The sequence below is a fragment of the Myxococcales bacterium genome (genome assembly GCA_022563535.1).
In the GTDB taxonomy this organism is placed as follows: domain Bacteria; phylum Myxococcota_A; class UBA9160; order UBA9160; family UBA4427; genus DUBZ01.
Window position 1 is genome coordinate 55311 of the sequence record JADFNE010000008.1, and the last position, 17277, is coordinate 72587.

The window sequence follows — 17277 nt, forward strand, 5'->3', positions numbered from 1 at the left end:
TTTCCAATTTCGGCAAAATATTGGAATAAACTTACACAATATGAGGATAAATGGGGGAGATTGCAATGACTTTTCTGGATGATTGGGGCACTTTTATTCCGATACAAGAAGTTGTTTTTCAGCTGCGAAACGAGCGGTCTCGGAGGGGATTTCGGGAGGTTCGGCGATGGAAAAGCGAGAGAATCCGGGGCGTAACCCCAATCCCATCGAGCTCGATGACAAGTACACCCTCGAAAGTGGGTCGATCTACCTGAGCGGAATTCAGGCACTGGTCCGGCTCCCCTTGATGCAGGCCGCCCGGGATGCCGCCGCAAACTTCAATACCGCTGGTTTCATCTCGGGGTATCGCGGCTCTCCCCTCGGTGGACTCGATCAACAGCTCTGGCGGGCCAAGTCCCTGCTCAGCGAAAGACAGATCCGATTCCAGCCCGGTCTGAACGAAGAACTCGCGGCCACCGCAGTTTGGGGCAGTCAGCAAGTGGGGCTGCATCCCGGTGCGCGCTACGACGGGGTTTTCGGCATGTGGTACGGCAAGGCCCCGGGCGTCGATCGCGCCTGCGACGCACTGCGCCACGCGAATGCCGCCGGAACCGCACCGTTGGGCGGCGTGCTCGCAATCGCTGGGGATGACCACGCGTGCAAGTCGTCGTCGTATCCGACCCAGAGCGAATACGCGATGATGCATCTCGAGATTCCGGTGCTCAATCCGTCCTGCATTCAAGATGTGCTCGACTATGGCCTCTACGGTTGGGCGCTCTCGCGCTACTCCGGGACCTGGGTCAGCTTGATCGCACTGACGGACGTGATGGACAGTTCGGCCGTTGTGCAGGTCGGGCCGGAGCGCGTTCAGATTCGACACGCGAAAGACTTCACCATTCCCGAGCTTGGGGTTCACATTCGCAACAACGATGTGCCCCTCGAGCAGGAGGCGCGGATGCGCGAAGCCAAGCTTCCGGCGGTGCTGGCTTTTGCCCGGGCGAATGATTTGAATCGGGTGGTGATCGAAACGCCGAAGCCGCGCCTCACGATCGTGACGACTGGCAAGGCGTACACCGACACTCGGCAGGCTTTTGCCGACCTCGGAATCGACGAGCGGATGGCAGCGGATATGGGCATTCGCCTGATCAAGGTCGGGATGCCCTGGCCCCTGGATCCGGTGACGATGCGCAGTTTCTGTGCGGGAAGTGAAAAGCTGTTGGTGATCGAAGAAAAACGCCCGTTGATGGAGGCGCAGTTGCGAGACGCGCTCTATGGGTTGCCCGATTCGCAGCGTCCGCGGATCGTGGGTAAGCGCGACGAACACGGGATGCCGTTGCTCTCCGAAATCGGCGAGCTCAGTTCGATCGAAATCGCCCGTGCGATCGCCCTGCAATTGCCCGCTGGTGTTTCGACAGAATGTGTCGATAACTACGTTGCACAACTGACCGCCGGCGAGGCCATTCAACTCTCCGCGCCGAGCGAAGTCGAGCGCATCCCCTTCTTTTGTTCCGGATGCCCACACAATCGCTCCACCGTTCTGCCCGAGGGCAGCCGTGCGCTGGTGGGGATTGGCTGTCACTACATGGTGAAGTGGATGGACCGCGATTCGGACCACTTCTCGCAAATGGGTGGTGAAGGTGCCGCCTGGATCGGTCAGCAGGACTTCACCGACGAGCCCCACATCTTTGCCAACCTGGGTGACGGGACTTATCTCCACTCCGGCATCTTGGCGATTCGCGCTGCGGTCGCGGCCAAAGTGTCGATGACCTACAAGCTCTTGTACAACGATGCCGTCGCGATGACCGGGGGCCAGTCCCTCGATGGCTCCCTCGACGTTCCCCAGATCACACGCCAACTGGCGGCGGAGGGCGTGTCGGAGATTGTCGTCGTGTCGGAGAATCCTGAGCGGTTCGAGGGCGAAGTGGGGCTCGAGCCCGGGATCCTCGTCGAACCGCGCGAGCAACTCGACGCCGTGCAAAAACGGCTGCGCGAGCAACCGGGCGTTTCGGTCTTGATCTACGACCAGGGCTGCGCGGCAGAAAAACGTCGCAAACGAAAGCGCGGACTGCTCGACGATCCAAAGCGACGCGTATTCATCAACGAGCGCGTGTGCGAGGGGTGCAGCGACTGCAGCGTGCAGTCCAATTGCCTTTCGGTCGAGCCCGTCGAAACTGAGTTCGGCGCCAAGCGGCGGATCAACCAGTCTTCCTGCAACAAGGACTTCACCTGTCTCGAAGGCTCGTGTCCCGCACTCGTGCAGGTTCACGGCGGAGCGATTCGCAAGCGACTGCCCGCAGATCTGGGCTTTGCCCTCGATGACCTGCCCGCGCCCCCAATCGCCCTGAACGCTCCGGCCGAAGGCTCCGTGTACAACATCGTCTTCGCCGGCATCGGCGGCACCGGGGTCACGACGGCCGCCGCACTGCTCGGGATGGCGGCTCACCTTGAAGGTCGCGCGAGCGGCGTTCTCGATATGACCGGGCTCGCCCAGAAGGGCGGGGCGGTCGTTTCTCACCTTCGCATCGCAGACCACCCGAACGATATTCACGGCTCCCGGGTGAGCGGGCGCTCCACCGATCTTCTGCTCGGTTGCGACTCGGTCGTCGCCGGGAGCGAGGCTGTCCTGAGTACCTTGCACCGACAGCGTACGCGCTCTGTGATGAATACCCACGTGACGCCGACGGCGGCGTCGGTGGGATGGGTGATGGAAGACACCGACCTCGATCGGCACCTCGCGTTGGTGAGCAGCGTGAGCAGTCGACGCTTCGACGTTGATGCGACGCAGTTTGCGGAAGCCGCTCTGGGTGATTCCATCGGCAGCAATCTGTTGTTGCTCGGACACGCATTTCAGTTGGGCCTGATTCCCTTGCATCTCGAATCGATCGAGCGTGCGATTGATCTCAATGGTGTTGCGACCGAGATGAACCGCCGGGCTTTCGCCCTGGGGCGCCTTTCGGCCCACGACCCGAAGTTGCTCGACGAGTTGTGCGCGGGCGAGTTCTCTCCGGGTTGGGGTTCGGACACGGGGATTAGCTTCGAAGCCTTCGTCTCCCGCCGCGAGGAAGATCTCGTGGTGTATCAGAATGTGGCCTATGCGGCGCGCTACCGGTCGTGGGTCGACCTGGCGGTTCTGGCCGAGCGCGAGCGAGGGGACGGGAGCAAGCGGTTCTCCGAGGCCGTGGCGCGATATGGATACAAGTTGATGGCGTACAAAGACGAGTACGAGGTCGCGCGGCTGTACTCGGACGGCGGATTCCTCGAGCGCGTGAAGGCAGAGTTCGAGGGGGATCTCCGAATCGAACTGCAATTGGCGCCGCCATTGTTTGCGCGGCGGGATCCGGAAACTGGGCGCTTGCGCAAGCGCTCGGTGGGGTCGTGGATGCTGTGGCTGATGGGGGGTCTGGCCAGGTTGAAGTTCTTGCGCGGAACGCCCTTCGACATCTTTGCCCGGCTGCCCGAGCGACGCCTGGAACGTCAGCTTGTCGCCGAATACGAGTCTGTCGTCAAAGAACTTTCGGAGAGACTCTCGGCTGCCAACTACGAGCTTGCGGTTCGCATGGCGAGCTTGCCCGACAAAATTCGGGGTTACGACCGCATCAAGCTCGCGAGTGCCGAAACGGTGGCCATCGAAGGGGAAGCCCTGATGGAAAGAATTCGGGAAACTGCCTGATTCGCTGCAGAGTCCTTCCCCCGCAGAGCTGTCCTATTCTTCTCGCGCCGTGATTCGAAGGTATTCTGTAGGCGCTGCCATCAATTTCATTCTGCTTCCCCTCGCGTTCGCGATCGGTCTGATCGCGTGCGCTTCCGGTGCCCAAGCCCATACCAAGAGCATCTCCTATTCGAGCTGGCACTTCGGGCCTGAGGGCGCGAGTGTGCGTGTGCGCATTACGCGGCTCGAACTGACGCGACTCGGGCTGGGGGTCGAGATGGATGCGGACGAAGCCCGGATCGCGAACTATCTCCGGAGTCGGCTCCAGTTGTTTTCGGCGGGGCAAGCCTGCAAGGCCCAGACTCCGATTCGGATGAGGGCGCCCGAAGGTTGGATGCATTTCGAATGGCGTCTGGTTTGCGACGTTGCCGGCGAGCAGAGAATCCAAAGCGCGATCTTGCTCGCCGAAGCTCCGAGTCATCTCCACTTTGCGCGAGTTCACGCCAGTGGGTTCGCGACCCGGGAGCGCGTGCTGAGCGAGCGCGATCCGAGTTGGAATCTGGAACCCTTGTCCGGCAGCGGAGCTTCAGGGCCTGTGGGCACCTCAATCTCGGGCTATCTCGCAATTGGCGTCGAACACATTTTGTCCGGTTGGGATCATCTAGCCTTTGTCTTTGCGCTGCTGTTGCTCGCCGGAAGCGTGGGAGAAGTCGCGCGACTCGTGACCGGCTTCACCCTGGCGCACAGCGTCACCCTGGCGCTGGCTGTGCTGGGAATCCTCAACCCGGAAACAGCGCCGATCGAAGCCCTGATCGGGTTTTCGGTTGCCCTCGTGGCCACCGAGAACGCGTGGTTGTTGGCCGGCGGCGGTTGGTCCATTCCACTGGTCGCGGTCAGCGGGCTGCTGTTGATGGCCGGGTTCGCGTTTTTTGGCATTGGGCTCGTGTCCTGGCTGACGTTGCTGGGCATCTCGATCTTTGCGGCCTGTCATTTTGGATTGCTTGCGACGGTTCGAAATCCGCGCCTGTTGCGGGTCGCGGTGGCCTTCGCGTTTGGCTTGATCCACGGCTTTGGATTTGCGGGAATCCTGCGAGAGATGTCCCTGCCCAGCGACAGGCTGGTTCAGGCGCTGTTCGGCTTCAATCTCGGTGTCGAACTCGGCCAGCTCGCAATCGTGCTGTTGGTCTGGCCCGCGCTCCACGCCCTCGCGCGGTGGAACGGGGGACGCTTGCACACACGGCTGGCCGAGCTTGGCTCGGCGGCGATCTGCGGACTCGGGGTCTTTTGGTTTGTGACGCGAAGCTTTGCTTGAACTCGAGCGCCGAATCACCCAGCATATCGCCCATGTCTTTTCTGAGTAGAACCCCCGCGCTGCCGACCCCCGAACAAGCGTTGAAGGGACGCGACGAACCCATGCCCGTGCACGGAGTTCACGCGGTCAACGGCAACCCGACGCTGCCTCCCTTCGAGGGGATGGAGCAAATCATTTTCGGTATGGGATGCTTTTGGGGCGCGGAACGCATGTTCTGGCAGGCCGACGGAGTGCACACGACCGCAGTGGGTTACGCGGCGGGACTGACCCCCAACCCAACTTACGAGGAAGTCTGTAGCGGCAGGACCGGGCACAATGAAGTCGTGTTGGTGGCCTTCGATGCGCAGAAGACGAGCCTCGAAACGCTGCTCGCGATTTTTTGGGAGGGTCACGACCCGACCCAGGGAATGCGCCAGGGCAACGACACGGGCACCCAGTACCGGTCGGGGATCTATGCGACATCCGAGGTGCAGAAGCGGGCGGCCGAGAACAGCCGCGACGTTTTCCAGGCCCTCTTGAGCGATGCAGGCCAGGGAGCCATTACCACCGAAATCCTCGACGCACCCGAGTTCTTCTACGCCGAGGACTACCACCAGCAGTATCTAGCCAAAAATCCGAACGGCTATTGCGGGTTGGGGGGCACGGGCTTTTCATATCCCGTTTCGTAGCCGAGCGTAACTCGGTCACCAGAAATAGTGATTGCTATCGAGATGTGCACGGACCGACGCTTCGAGGTTTTGGTAGCCCTCGGCGCTGAGCTTGGATTCCAATCGCCGCAAGGGAACGGGGACGATGCCCCGCTCGCGATAGCGAATGAAGTCTCGATTGAACACGGCCGTGTTCGTGCTGCGAAAATAATTTCCCTGTTCGGCATCGCTGCGATCCATCAGCTGGAACTGTTGACGAAGTCGGAAGAAGGTGTGGAACTCGAGTCGATTGACGAGAGTCTGCGCATACGTCGATGCCAGGATCAGGCTCGCTAGCACAAGGCTGGCGATGGCTCGTCGCGGACCGCTCTTTGCGTTCCGCAGCCCGTCGACCACCGCCACTGCGGGCAGCGACAACACCGGCAGAGCAAAAAGCAGGTAGCGCGGTCCATAGCTGGCTTCGGCTGTCCAATAGGTGTAGCTGCTGTAGATGAAGAACATCGAGGCAAAGCATGACCAGGCGAGCAGCAACTCGGCGTGATTGCGCTTCCACATCCGTGGAATTCCGAGCAGGGCGACCGCGAGCAGTGGGAAGTGAATGAAAATGCTGTAGCGCGGGGCAAAGAGATAAGCGGGGATCGATTCTGCGAGGCTCGCGCCAAACAGGTTTGTTTCGCGCTCGTAGCCCGTGTTGAACGGCGCGCCGAACTTGAGATTGTTCACCCAAAAGACGATTGCGCCCAGGGCCAACAGGGGCACGACGCCGTAGCAAAAATATGTCTTTGCGTTGCTGCGCAGATCTGAAATGACGTGGGCCGCGACATTGGAACGGCCGTCCCAGCCGATCAACACGAGCGCAATTCCAAGCACTCCGATCAACGGAGCAAAAGCGAGTTTCACGAGACAGAGTGCTGAAAGCGAAACGACGCACCACAGTAGATCTCGCGCGCCACCCACGGTTTCGCTGCCCGACCGGCGAGCGAAGCGCAGCAAAAACAACATTGCAGTGGAAAAGAGCAGGACCTGGTAAATCTGCGACGACTGCGCGCGGGTGTAGTTCCACAGATAGGTCGAATACAGGCAAGCCAGGACGAATGACGAGGCCGTGAGCCCACTCTCGGTGTAGAGCCGCGCGAGTCGGTAGAGCACGAGCGCGAGCAGTCCGCTGAGCAGGAGATTGAAACCGTTCAAGAGCAGCAGCCGACGCTTGATCTGGTAGGGGCCCGAATTCTCGCCGAAAATTTTGGAGGGCTCTGACATCTCGCTTTGGCCGAGCACAAAGCGTTCGAATGCCAGGGGCAGGGCGTAGACGAGGGTGTTGCCAATTCCGTACTTCGAGTACCAATACCCCGTGTTCGAGTTGAAGACGAAGTAGGGCGCGTTTGCTGTAACGCTTTCGGCCACGCTCGGGCGAACCACCAGGCGTCCTTGATAGACGAGGGATTCGGCCTCCATCTCCCATGCGTTGACGTCGCCGTCGTAGCGGAACGCGGGCATCGAGAGAAAGCCAATCGCAAAGACGAGGCCCAGCAGGCCAAAGAGCCATGGATCCCGTTCAGGTCCTGCGTGCGCTCGAGCTTGTGGGAGAGCCGAACCCGTTGCTGCCATGGCGTGATGCTAGCAGCCCGACAAAAAAGGCTTCGGTTGCCACGCGCGATTCTTCGACCCGTTCCCTGCTGCGCTTACTAGAAATTCAGAACGATTTTGGTGTAGAAGGCGCGCGGGATTTTGGTACCGGAAATGAAGAGTTCCGAGTTCCACTCGTCGTGCCCGGCGTCGAACAGATTCTCCACCGTGAACGAAACCTCGACGTTTTCGCTCGGCCGCCAAGCGGTGCGCAGGTCGAAACGGTGGTACCCAGCGACCTTTTGTTTACCAACCATTGCGACTTTGCTTACATACCAATAGGCGGTGTCGAACTCGACGTCGTAGGGGAAGTTCATGTGTGAGCGCAGGCCTATGGTGTGGTGAGATTCCGTGCGGCCTCTGTCCTGTTCTTCGTCTCTGCCGATCGGGTTTCCTTCTCCGTCCAATAGATTGCCGATGTGGTTTCCCGCATCGCGATCCGCATCTACATCGATGTAGCTGTAGGTTGCGTCGATCCACCACTTCTTCACGATTGCATGATCCTCGAGTACTTGAACCCGGGCGAAGAACTCAAAACCCCAGGCAACGCCGCTGCCGTGGTTCGTGTAGATGCGATTGATTACGGTGATTGGGACGGTTCCGGTCATCGCCGCGGAAAGATTGACTGGGACGCTGGCAACGTCGGAAATATTCAGATCGTTGTAGTCATTGTAGTACGCAGCCAGGTCCAGATGGATCCAATCAGTTGGCTGCAATCGAACGCCTGCTTCGTAGGCCATCAGGTTTTCCGCCTCGAGGTTGCGGGTTCCCGAGTTCTGGGTTGCGATAAATCGGGAATCGCCCAACAAGGGGTTTTCGACAATATTGATTGTGCTGGCGTCGTCGCGAGCGCGACTTGGGGTGTGCACCGCTCTCGACACCGATCCCCAGACGGTCATCGTTTCATTGGGAATGAAAGCGAACCGGAGGCTGGGTTGGATTTCGAAACCAGACATGTCGTTGTCTTCGAGCTTGGTTCCCAAGGTGAATCGGAGCTTGTCTTCCCAAGTACGCGCTTCAGCCTGGACAAAGCCGCTGAGTAAATCGAAGTTTCTGCTGGGTGGGGTAATCGTCAAGACATCGAAGAGCCCCAACGAGGGAACCGGTGTGAAGGCTGCTGGATTCGATGTCTGTGAACTGTCACTGCGATGCCGGTACTCTCCGCCCCAAACGAGATCGAGCCAGGGAAACGGAGCGATCTGGTGCTTGAGTTCGAGGTCGAAGGTATCGAGTTCATAATTCAGGATGTTGGAGTTTCGATCAGTTCGGTCGTAGTAGAACTGTACCGATGCGTTATGAGTGTCCGAAAACTTGTGTGTGTAGCGGCTGAGCAAGTTTCCGCCTCCAAGCTTGAAGCTGCCCTCGGAACCCGCCACGGTGCCGTCATCGGATCCTTTGTACAGATCGCCTTGTAGGGTGAATTCGCCGGATTTGCCAACCTTGGCATCCAGTCGAAAACCCGTGCGAACCTGATCCCAGGCGTCGTGTGGGGGGATGCTTCCTTCCTGGTTGTTCTTTCCGAGCTTGAAACGTTCGCGGTCGAAGTGCTTGAGGTAGACGCGAAAGTGCACGTCTTTGGCGAGGCTCCCTCCGTATTGAACGACGCCCGCCCCCGGTTTCTCGTAGCTGCCAACACCGGTCTCAACGTGCCAGCCCGGGGTATCTGCCGCGGACTTGGTCACAATGTTGATCACGCCGTTGACCGCGTTGGCACCCCAGACCGTTCCCCCCTGCCCCCGAATGACCTCGATGCGATCAATATTTGCGAGGGGGAGATCTTGCACGTCCCAAAACACGCCCGCGAACAGGGGCGTGTAGACGCTGCGCCCATCGATCAACACGAGGAGTTTGTCCGAGAAGTTTCCGTTGAATCCGCGCACGGAGATCGCGTATTGGCTCGATGAGAGCTGTGCAACCTGCACGCCTGGAACCAATCGCAACAGTTCGGGGATGGTGCGCATTCCGGATCGTCAATGTCTTCGCTGGTAATGACGAACGCCGCCGCCGGGGCCTCGAAAGCGCGTTCAGACTTTTTCGAAACCGATGTGATCTCCATCGACATCAAATCTTCGATATCGAACGAGGCGAGATCGATTTCGGCTCGTACCTGTGTTCCGGCCAGCAGACCGACCGACAGGCAGGCGACGAGTATCGTGAGACAGGTCGTCTCTCGAAGTCTAATCATGGCCTCCTCCGGACGCAGGACGTCATCCCGAATCACACGATTCGAGTCAGCCCAAATACTTACATGAGCATCGGAAGGCGAGTGGGTGGCTTTAGATGCGACCTTTGATCATCTGGCTTCTCAGGTGATCCATCGCCGCTTGAAGGTTGCTGACGCGGAATCGGCGGTGAGAACGAGTGGCTCCCCGCGATTGCGAGCGGGGAGCCTTGGCGCGAGACGATGTTCCCGAGAAATCGAGCGCGACTCTGGCGAAGAAAGTGCGAGGGATCCTGGTCATGGGAATGAACGGCTCGGAGTTCCATTCCGGGTGCTCACCATCAAATACGTTCTGTACGGCGGAACTTTCTAGAGCAAGAACTCCGCCATCATCCGCATCGCATCCACGTCGTGGTTTGCGAGCAGCAGGCTCGTCACGGGACTTTTCTTCCAGACCTCGAGCCGTTCCTTGATTCGATCCCTCGAACCACAGAGCGAGATCTCGTCCGCAAAGGCGTCTGGCACCGCGGCAATGGCCTCGGGCCGTTTTCCGTCAGCGAAGAGTTCCTGGATCTCGTGGGCCTCTTGCCCGTATCCCATGCGGCTCATCAAATCCAGGTGGAAGTTTTTGCCCTTGGCCCCCATCCCGCCAATATAGAAACCGAGCATGGCTTTGACTGGCGCCAACGCTTGTTCGAGATCTTCGTCGACGTTCACCATGACGAACTGCGAAATCTCGAAGTCGGGTTTCACGTTCTTCAGAGAGTCTGCATAGATCTCGGGTCGGAACGGGTTGGTGTACAGCGGCAGCCAGCCGTCGGCGATCTCGGCGGCCAGCGCCACGTTCTTTGGACCTTCTGCGCCCATGAAGATTGGCAAGTCGGCGCGCAGAGGATGGGTGATCGAGCGCAGGGACTTGCCCAGATTCCACGACCCCTCGCCCTTGTAGGGCAGGGGATAATGAGGTCCGTCGCTCGACACCGGATCTTCTCGCGCCAGTACTTGACGGATGATCCCAATATATTCGCGGGTTCGAGAGAGGGGCTTGCTGAAGGGTTGTCCATACCAACCCTCAACCACCTGGGGTCCAGAGACGCCTAGGCCGAGAATCATGCGACCGCCGGAAAGGTGGTCGAGGGTGAGTGCCGCCATTGCGGTGGCGGTGGGCGTGCGGGCGGACAACTGTACGACGGAGGTTCCGAGGCGGATCTTTGAGGTGTGGGCACCAATCCAGGCGAGCGGGGTGAAGGCGTCCGAACCCCAGGCCTCTGCGGTCCAGACTGAATCGAAGCCGAGTTGCTCGGCTTGCTGGGCGGTTTCAATCGCGTTGGGCGACGGCTGCGCGCCCCAGTAACCGAGTTGGACTCCGAGCTTCAGATCGGACATAGGTACTCCCAGCGAACGGTGGAGGATTGACGAGCATCGATCTAAGGCGATGGATACGCCCCGAGATCGGCAACCAGAGCGGGAAGCAAATCGCTGATGCTCCCTCGCAGTACAAGATCGGCAATGTCGTCCATCTCAGTGGGACCGCCGTTGATGATGATGACTCGCGCCCCCTCGCTCTTGGCGAGGGGGATGACATTGTTGATCGGATACACAGAGAGTGTCGAGCCGATGGCGATGGCGAGATCGCAACTCGATGCCGCCTGCTCACTTCGTTGCAGGTCTTCTTCCACGAGTCCCTGACCGAACGAAATCGTTGCCGCCTTGAGGATGCCGCCACACTTCAGGCAGGCCGGATCCTCTTCTCCTCTTCGGACTCGCTCGAGCGCGAGTTCCATCGGTCCGCGATCCTCACATTGCATACACATGACCTCGCGAACCGTGCCGTGAATTTCGACGATGCGATCGACGGTACTACCCGCTTTGTGGTGCAACCCGTCAATGTTCTGGGTGATCAAAGTGTCGAGTCGACCTTGACGCTCGAGTTCGACCAGGGCGAGATGCCCCGCATTGGGCTCACGTCGGCCAAAATCGGATTCGAGCTTGGCCTGCCACGACGCGACGCGCACCTCGGGTTCGGCCATGTAGTTCTGCAAGGTCGCCATCTTTTCCGCAGCGGGGTTCTTCGTCCACAGACCCTCGGGTCCGCGAAAATCGGGGATGCCCGAGTCGGTCGAAATCCCCGCCCCGGTGAGCACCATGATGCGGTTGGCCTGGCGGATGAGCTGCCGGGCGAGCGCGATCGATTCTTGGGATGCGGGGGCGGCCTCAGGGCCTGTGGGGGAGTCGATCTCTGGCATCTCCCGATTGTTGCACGATGTGGCCGCGGAAGCGCCTGTCCCCCCGAGTATTGTCGGCGTTGGCTGGGATTGCAGTCGAGCACCCCACGGGCTATCAGGATCGTCTACACTCATCTGCCCCTCAGGGCGGATAACGGTAATGAATCGAAGGGGATACAAGGTCTAAGCGCGGGGCGTTCTCACGCCTTCGGGCGATGAACCCGGTTGGGGGGTAGGGATGCAGGCGCTCGTTCTCTTCATACATCTGGCGATATTCTGGCTGCTTTGGTCCGGCCACTACCAGCCCGTCATGTTGGCCTACGGCGCGCTTTCTTGCGCCTTGGTCGTGGCCGCGTGTGTGCGCACCGGACTGGTCGATCGAGAGAGCCTTCCCTACCACATGTTCTTTCGTTCCTGGGTCTACCTGCCCTGGCTGTTGTTCGAGATCGTAAAGTCGAACATTGATGTGGCAAAGATCATCCTGAATCCGATGCTCCCGATGCGCCCACATATTCTTCGTACCAAGGCCTCCCAGCAGACCGACGTGGGACGCGTAATCTTTGCCAACTCGATCACCCTCACGCCGGGCACCATCACCCTGGCGGTGCGCGAGGGCGAGATGGTCGTCCACGCACTCTCCGACGAATTTGCGGCGGGACTCGAGACCGGTGAGATGAACCAGCGGGTCTGTGTGCTGGAGGGTCGGGGCTAGTGTTTGTCGTGGCGACCGCCGCCATCCTGGCGACGATGTTGATGGCCCTGGTCCGCGCCTTTCGCGGCCCGACCGTGTTTGATCGCGTGCAGGCGGTCAACATGATGGGGACCAAGACGGTGCTGCTGATCGCGGTCAGCGGGTTCCTGACCGGTCGTCCGGAGTGGCTCGATCTCGCCATTCTCTACGCGCTGATGAACTTCATCGGCATGCTGGCCCTGTTGCGCTTCAGTCGCTTCGGGAGTCTCGCAGGCGAGGGGGAGGACCAGTCGTGAGCGCCGATCCGAGCGTGTTCGTCGCAAGCGCCCTCGATCTCGTCAGTTGGATCTGCCTGGTGATCGGCTCGCTGTTCTGCTTGATCGGTGGAATCGGCATGCTGCGCATGCCCGATTTTTATACGCGGGGGCACGCGGCCGGGGTGACCGACACCCTCGGAGCCGGGTTGATCCTGCTGGGTTTGATGTTTCAGGCGGGCTTTGGCCTGGTTGCGGTGAAACTTGCGATGGTGCTCTTCTTCCTCTTCGTCACGAGCCCGACCTCGACCCACGCGCTGTTCAAATCCGCCTACGCCAAAGGATTGCGTTGGGATCTGTCACGAGACGCGGCGCACGCAACGCAATCGAACGAGACAGCGGGAGGCACCCGTGACGGTTCCGGTTGAGTTCTTCTTGTTCGTCTTCCTGATTGCGATCGCGATGTCGGTGGCGTGGGTGCGCGATCTGTTTGCGGCCGGGATGCTGCTCGGAATCTTCAGCCTGGTTTCGGCGGGCATGATGCTGTTGATGGATGCGGTCGACGTGTCTTTTACCGAAGCCGCGGTGGGGGCCGGGGTTTCGACGGTGTTGTTTCTCGGCGCTTTGAGTCTCACGGATTCTTCCGAAAAGTCTTCAATCCAGCACCATTGGACCGGCCTGCTCGTGGTGCTCGGTACCGGTTCACTGCTGATCTTTGGCACCCTCGACATGCCTTATTACGGTGACCCGGCGGCGCCCATTCATAATCACGTCGCCCCGGAGTACCTCCTTGGTTCGAGAGTCGATATCGAGATTCCGAACGTCGTGACTTCGGTGCTGGCCAGCTACCGCGGCTTCGACACCTTTGGAGAAGTCGCCGTGGTGTTTACCGCGGCAGTGGGGGCCATGTTGCTCCTCGGCGGCGCCCGGCGGCGTACAGCCGCCAGTTCGACCGGCCCCGACGGCCCACCCGGAGGAGCGTGATGGCTGATCTCATCCACCGCCGTCCGGTGCGCGAAAACTTGATTCTGCGCGTGGTCGCAAAATCGTTGTTCCCGATCATTCTGCTCTTTGCCCTCTATGTGCAGTTTCACGGCGACTTCGGTCCCGGTGGCGGCTTCCAGGCCGGGGTGATTTTCTCCGCCGGCTGGATTCTCTACGGCCTCGTTTTTGGGCTCGCGGATCTGCAGCGCGCTCTGCCTCCTCGTTGGGTGGAGATCGGAACCGCAACGGGAATTCTTCTTTATGGGGGTGTGGGACTGGTGTCGCTGTTCCGGCACGGCAACTTTCTCGCCTATGCCGTGCTCGACCATCACAGCACGGTTCACGGTCTGCATCGAGGCATTTTCTGGATCGAACTCGGAGTCGGGATCACGGTGGCCTCGGTGATGGTCGCGATCTTTTACGCATTCGCGGGGCGGGCGAATCAGCGATGACTCCATTCGAAACGTTCGCCGGACTCTGGAACTACTGGGCCGTCATCGTGCTGATGATGATCGGTCTCTACATCATGATCTCCCGGGGCAACCTGGTGAAGAAGATCATGGGCATGAACATCTTCCAGGTGTCCGTGATCATGTTGTACGTCTCGATGGGGAAAGTGCGCGGTGGCACGGCGCCGATCCTCATTGAAGGGGCCCAGGACGTCGCGTACTCAAATCCGCTGCCCCATGTCCTGATGCTCACGGCCATCGTGGTCGGTGTTGCGACGACCGCCGTCGGGCTCGCGCTCGCGGTGCGGATCAAAGAAGCCTACGGAACGGTCGAGGAAGACGAGATCGTGAATCTGGACCGGGAGGGTTCGTGAGCGAACACCTTCCCGCACTTCAGGTCGTAATTCCCCTGTTGGCAGCGCCCATTTGCTTGTTGCTGCGGCATCAGGCAACGGTACGTGCGCTGGCCATTGGCGTGACGTTCGTGGGCTTCGCGATCTCGCTCCTGCTCATCGCCCAGGTGCAGGAGAGCGGCCAGGTCATCTACGAGTTTGGCGGCTGGCCCCGTCCGCTGGGGATCGAATACGCGGTAGATCTGACCAACGCGTTCGTGCTCGTGATCGTGTCGATGATTGCGGCGGTGATCCTGCCAATTGGACCAGGTCACAGCCAGGTGCCGGAAGGGCGCGAGTATCTCTTCTACGCAGCCTTTCTGTTGTGCCTGTCGGGTTTGCTCGGCGTTGCGATCACCGGGGACGTGTTCAACATCTTCGTGTTCCTGGAAATCACGTCCCTCGCGACTTATATCCTCATCGCCCTCGGTCGAGACCGGCGGGCGCTGATGGCGGCCTATACCTATCTCATCGTCGGAACCATCGGCGCGACATTCTTGTTGATCGGTATCGGTCTGCTCTACCAGATGACCGGCACGCTAAACATCGCCGATCTCGCGCTGCGACTGGAAGACGTAAAGGAGACCCGCACCGTCATCGTCGCATTTGGCTTCGTGATGGTGGGGATCAGTATCAAGCTCGCGGTGTTGCCCCTGCACCAGTGGCTCCCCAATGCCTACTCGTTCGCGCCCCCAGTGGTTTCTGCGTTTCTCGCAGCGACCGCTACCAAGGTGGCGTACTACCTCATGCTGCGTTTTTCGTTCACGATCTTCGGTGCCGCGTTCGTGTTCTCTACGCTGAGGCTCAACTTGATCCTCACCCCGCTCTCCCTGGCAGCGATGTTCATCGGATCCATCGCCGCGATCTATCAGACAGACTTCAAACGCCTGCTCGCGTATTCGAGCATCGCGCAGATCGGCTACATGACCTTGGGGCTGAGCCTCAATTCCGAACTCGGAGTGACCGCGGGCATCGTCCATCTCTTCAATCACGCTCTGATGAAGGGTGGGCTCTTTTTGGTCGCGGGTTGCATCGTTGCGCGCCTGGGGTCGAGCGCGATCGAGGACATGCGCGGTCTCGGCAAACGCATGCCCCTGACGGCGGCGGCGCTCGTGGTGGCGGGGTTGGGCATGATTGGGGTGCCGGGGACCGTGGGCTTCGTGAGCAAGTGGGTATTGGTCTCGGCGGCGATCGAACGCGAGTACTTCGACGTCACCATCTTGATCTTGCTGAGTTCGCTTTTGGCCCTGGTCTACGTGTGGCGCTTGATCGAAGTGATGTATATGAGCGAGGCGCCCGCCAACGCGATTACGGGTGAAGCCCCGGCGAAGTTCCTGATCCCCGCCTGGATCCTGGTAAGCGCGAGTGTCTACTTCGGCTTTTCGACTGACCAGACCCTGGGCATCGCTTCGGCTGCAGCCCGGCAACTTCTCGGGGGTGGCGGGTGAACGAAGTCGTCGTAAGTGTGTTTCTGCCGCTCCTCGGAGCGATCTTCGTCGCGCTTGCGGGACGCTCTGCAAACTTGCGGGACGCGGTCACCGTGCTGACGGGGGTGATCACCTTCGCGGTGACGGCCAGTCTGGTTCCCCAGGTGATGGCGGGGGCGCGACCCGCATTCGAAATGTTCTCCGTGTTTCCCGGGGTTTCCCTGGCTTTCGAGGTCGAACCCCTCGGCATGCTCTTCGGGCTCGTTTCCTCGTCGCTCTGGATCCTGACCTCGATCTACGCATTTGGCTACATGCGCGGGCACGGCGAAGTCAACCAGACTCGCTTCTTCGTTTGCTTTGCCATCGCGATCTCGGCAGCCCTCGGCATCGCCTTTTCGGCCAACCTCTTTACCATGTTCCTGTTCTACGAAGTGTTGACATTTTCGACCTACCCGCTCGTCACCCATCACGGCGACGCGAAAGCGAAGGCAGCGGGGCGTGTCTATCTGGGGATCCTGGTTTCGACTTCGGTCCTGTTCTTCTTGTTTGCGATCATCTGGACCTATTCCATTGCCGGCACCCTCGACTTTACGAGCGGTGGCATTCTGGCGGGTAAGCTGGACAACGGCTTGCTCGCGGTGCTGTTGGCGTTGTTCGCATTCGGCCTGGGCAAAGCGGCGTTGATGCCGTTTCATCGCTGGCTGCCCGCCGCGATGGTGGCCCCCACGCCGGTCAGCGCCTTGCTCCACGCGGTAGCGGTGGTCAAGGCGGGCGTCTTTGCCATGGTAAAGATCCTCGTCTATGTCTTTGGGATCGATCATCTCAGGGAATCCGGAGCGTCCGTGTGGTTGATGTATGTGGCGTCCGCGACAATTCTGATTGCGTCGGTGCGCGCGCTATCGATGGAAAATCTCAAGGCGCGGCTCGCCTACTCGACCATCAGTCAACTCTCGTACATCACCCTCGGCGCAGCACTCGCCACATCGTCGGCGGTGTTAGGTGCCGGGATGCACATTGCGATGCACGCGATGGGCAAGATCACGCTGTTCTTTTGTGCGGGCGCAATCTACGTGGCCGCGCACAAGACCGAGGTTCATGAACTGGACGGGCTTGGGCGACGCATGCCCTTTACATTTGCGGCGTTCTTCCTCGGTTCTCTCTCGATCATTGGGCTGCCTCCGATGGGTGGAGCCTGGAGTAAGTGGTATCTGATTCTGGGCGCAGCCGAGGGACACCATCTGGTCTTCGTGGGGGTTCTGATGCTGAGCAGCTTGCTTTCGATTGGATATCTGATGCCGATCGTGGTGCGCGGTTTCTTCAGAGAACCATCGGCCGCCGACGCTGGCGGCGATATCAAGGAGGCTTCCCCTGCGATGGTGGTGCCGCTTTGCGTGACGGCGCTCGCAAGTGTGGGATTGTTCTTCTTTGCCCCGAAGATCAGAGAGTTGTTGCTCCCGATGGTCGGCGGATGAGGGAATCGT

15 protein-coding genes are annotated in these 17277 nt (G+C 60.0%); 11 read left to right on the top strand and 4 right to left on the bottom strand.

Features of this window, described 5'->3' with window-relative positions; genetic code table 11:
• The first annotated feature begins 166 nt into the window (after window positions 1–166).
• From IH881_04370 to msrA, 3 genes are read left to right on the top strand one after another with little or no spacing between them, the layout of a single operon-like run.
• Entirely contained in the window at window positions 167–3649 is a 3483-nt protein-coding gene (locus IH881_04370) for an indolepyruvate ferredoxin oxidoreductase family protein (protein MCH7866906.1), read from the top strand.
• 49 nt (window positions 3650–3698) lie between these two features.
• The gene (locus IH881_04375; protein ID MCH7866907.1) at window positions 3699–4940 is read left to right on the top strand and encodes a HupE/UreJ family protein; all 1242 of its coding nucleotides are present in this window, start codon (window positions 3699–3701) and stop codon (window positions 4938–4940) included.
• A 32-nt stretch (window positions 4941–4972) separates the two neighbouring features.
• Entirely contained in the window at window positions 4973–5608 is a 636-nt protein-coding gene (msrA, locus tag IH881_04380; GenBank protein ID MCH7866908.1) for a peptide-methionine (S)-S-oxide reductase MsrA, read from the top strand.
• Between the two features lie 15 nt (window positions 5609–5623).
• Here the strand turns inward: msrA and IH881_04385 are convergent, their stop codons facing one another.
• From IH881_04385 to IH881_04400, 4 genes are all read right to left on the bottom strand, one after another.
• On the bottom strand, window positions 5624–7195 hold the full coding sequence (locus IH881_04385; protein MCH7866909.1) for a hypothetical protein: 1572 nt from the start codon (window positions 7193–7195) through the stop codon (window positions 5624–5626).
• Window positions 7196–7272: 77 nt separating this feature from the next.
• A complete protein-coding gene (locus tag IH881_04390) occupies window positions 7273–9174 on the bottom strand; it encodes a TonB-dependent receptor (protein MCH7866910.1) in 1902 nt (633 codons plus the stop codon).
• Window positions 9175–9743: 569 nt separating this feature from the next.
• Window positions 9744–10751, bottom strand: coding sequence for an LLM class F420-dependent oxidoreductase (locus IH881_04395; protein ID MCH7866911.1), 1008 nt, complete (start codon window positions 10749–10751; stop codon window positions 9744–9746).
• A 50-nt stretch (window positions 10752–10801) separates the two neighbouring features.
• Window positions 10802–11620 carry an NAD-dependent deacetylase gene (locus IH881_04400; GenBank protein MCH7866912.1) on the bottom strand — a complete coding sequence of 273 codons (819 nt, stop codon included), beginning with the start codon at window positions 11618–11620 and terminating at the stop codon, window positions 10802–10804.
• A gap of 217 nt (window positions 11621–11837) precedes the next feature.
• Between IH881_04400 and IH881_04405 the strand changes: the two genes are divergently transcribed.
• From IH881_04405 to IH881_04440, 8 genes are read left to right on the top strand one after another with little or no spacing between them, the layout of a single operon-like run.
• On the top strand, window positions 11838–12311 hold the full coding sequence (locus tag IH881_04405) for a Na+/H+ antiporter subunit E (GenBank protein ID MCH7866913.1): 474 nt from the start codon (window positions 11838–11840) through the stop codon (window positions 12309–12311).
• 35 nt (window positions 12312–12346) lie between these two features.
• Entirely contained in the window at window positions 12347–12586 is a 240-nt protein-coding gene (locus IH881_04410; GenBank protein MCH7866914.1) for a pH regulation protein F, read from the top strand.
• Complete coding sequence (locus IH881_04415; protein MCH7866915.1) at window positions 12583–12972, top strand: monovalent cation/H(+) antiporter subunit G; 390 nt, start codon at window positions 12583–12585, stop codon at window positions 12970–12972. Before IH881_04410 ends, IH881_04415 begins: the two co-directional genes overlap by 4 nt.
• Entirely contained in the window at window positions 12956–13528 is a 573-nt protein-coding gene (locus IH881_04420) for a DUF4040 domain-containing protein (protein MCH7866916.1), read from the top strand. Before IH881_04415 ends, IH881_04420 begins: the two co-directional genes overlap by 17 nt.
• Before the next feature lie 26 nt (window positions 13529–13554).
• Window positions 13555–13980, top strand: a complete 426-nt coding sequence (locus IH881_04425) for a Na(+)/H(+) antiporter subunit B (protein MCH7866917.1) — start codon at window positions 13555–13557, stop codon at window positions 13978–13980.
• Window positions 13977–14351, top strand: coding sequence for a cation:proton antiporter subunit C (locus IH881_04430; protein ID MCH7866918.1), 375 nt, complete (start codon window positions 13977–13979; stop codon window positions 14349–14351). Before IH881_04425 ends, IH881_04430 begins: the two co-directional genes overlap by 4 nt.
• A complete protein-coding gene (locus IH881_04435) occupies window positions 14348–15817 on the top strand; it encodes a monovalent cation/H+ antiporter subunit D family protein (protein MCH7866919.1) in 1470 nt (489 codons plus the stop codon). The genes IH881_04430 and IH881_04435 overlap by 4 nt, the downstream gene beginning before the upstream one ends.
• Window positions 15814–17268, top strand: coding sequence for a monovalent cation/H+ antiporter subunit D family protein (locus tag IH881_04440; GenBank protein ID MCH7866920.1), 1455 nt, complete (start codon window positions 15814–15816; stop codon window positions 17266–17268). The genes IH881_04435 and IH881_04440 overlap by 4 nt, the downstream gene beginning before the upstream one ends.
• Window positions 17269–17277: the final 9 nt, after the last annotated feature.

What these genes read in the sequence shown, in the direction of transcription:
- IH881_04370 (MCH7866906.1), top strand. Translation starts at nt 167, where the DNA reads ATGGAAAAGCGAGAGAATCCGGGGCGTAACCCCAATCCCATCGAGCTC.
- msrA (MCH7866908.1), top strand. Translation starts at nt 4,973, where the DNA reads ATGTCTTTTCTGAGTAGAACCCCCGCGCTGCCGACCCCCGAACAAGCG.
- IH881_04385 (MCH7866909.1), bottom strand. Translation starts at nt 7,195, where the DNA reads ATGGCAGCAACGGGTTCGGCTCTCCCACAAGCTCGAGCGCACGCAGGA.
- IH881_04390 (MCH7866910.1), bottom strand. Translation starts at nt 9,174, where the DNA reads ATGCGCACCATCCCCGAACTGTTGCGATTGGTTCCAGGCGTGCAGGTT.
- IH881_04400 (MCH7866912.1), bottom strand. Translation starts at nt 11,620, where the DNA reads ATGCCAGAGATCGACTCCCCCACAGGCCCTGAGGCCGCCCCCGCATCC.
- IH881_04405 (MCH7866913.1), top strand. Translation starts at nt 11,838, where the DNA reads ATGCAGGCGCTCGTTCTCTTCATACATCTGGCGATATTCTGGCTGCTT.
- IH881_04410 (MCH7866914.1), top strand. Translation starts at nt 12,347, where the DNA reads ATGTTGATGGCCCTGGTCCGCGCCTTTCGCGGCCCGACCGTGTTTGAT.
- IH881_04430 (MCH7866918.1), top strand. Translation starts at nt 13,977, where the DNA reads ATGACTCCATTCGAAACGTTCGCCGGACTCTGGAACTACTGGGCCGTC.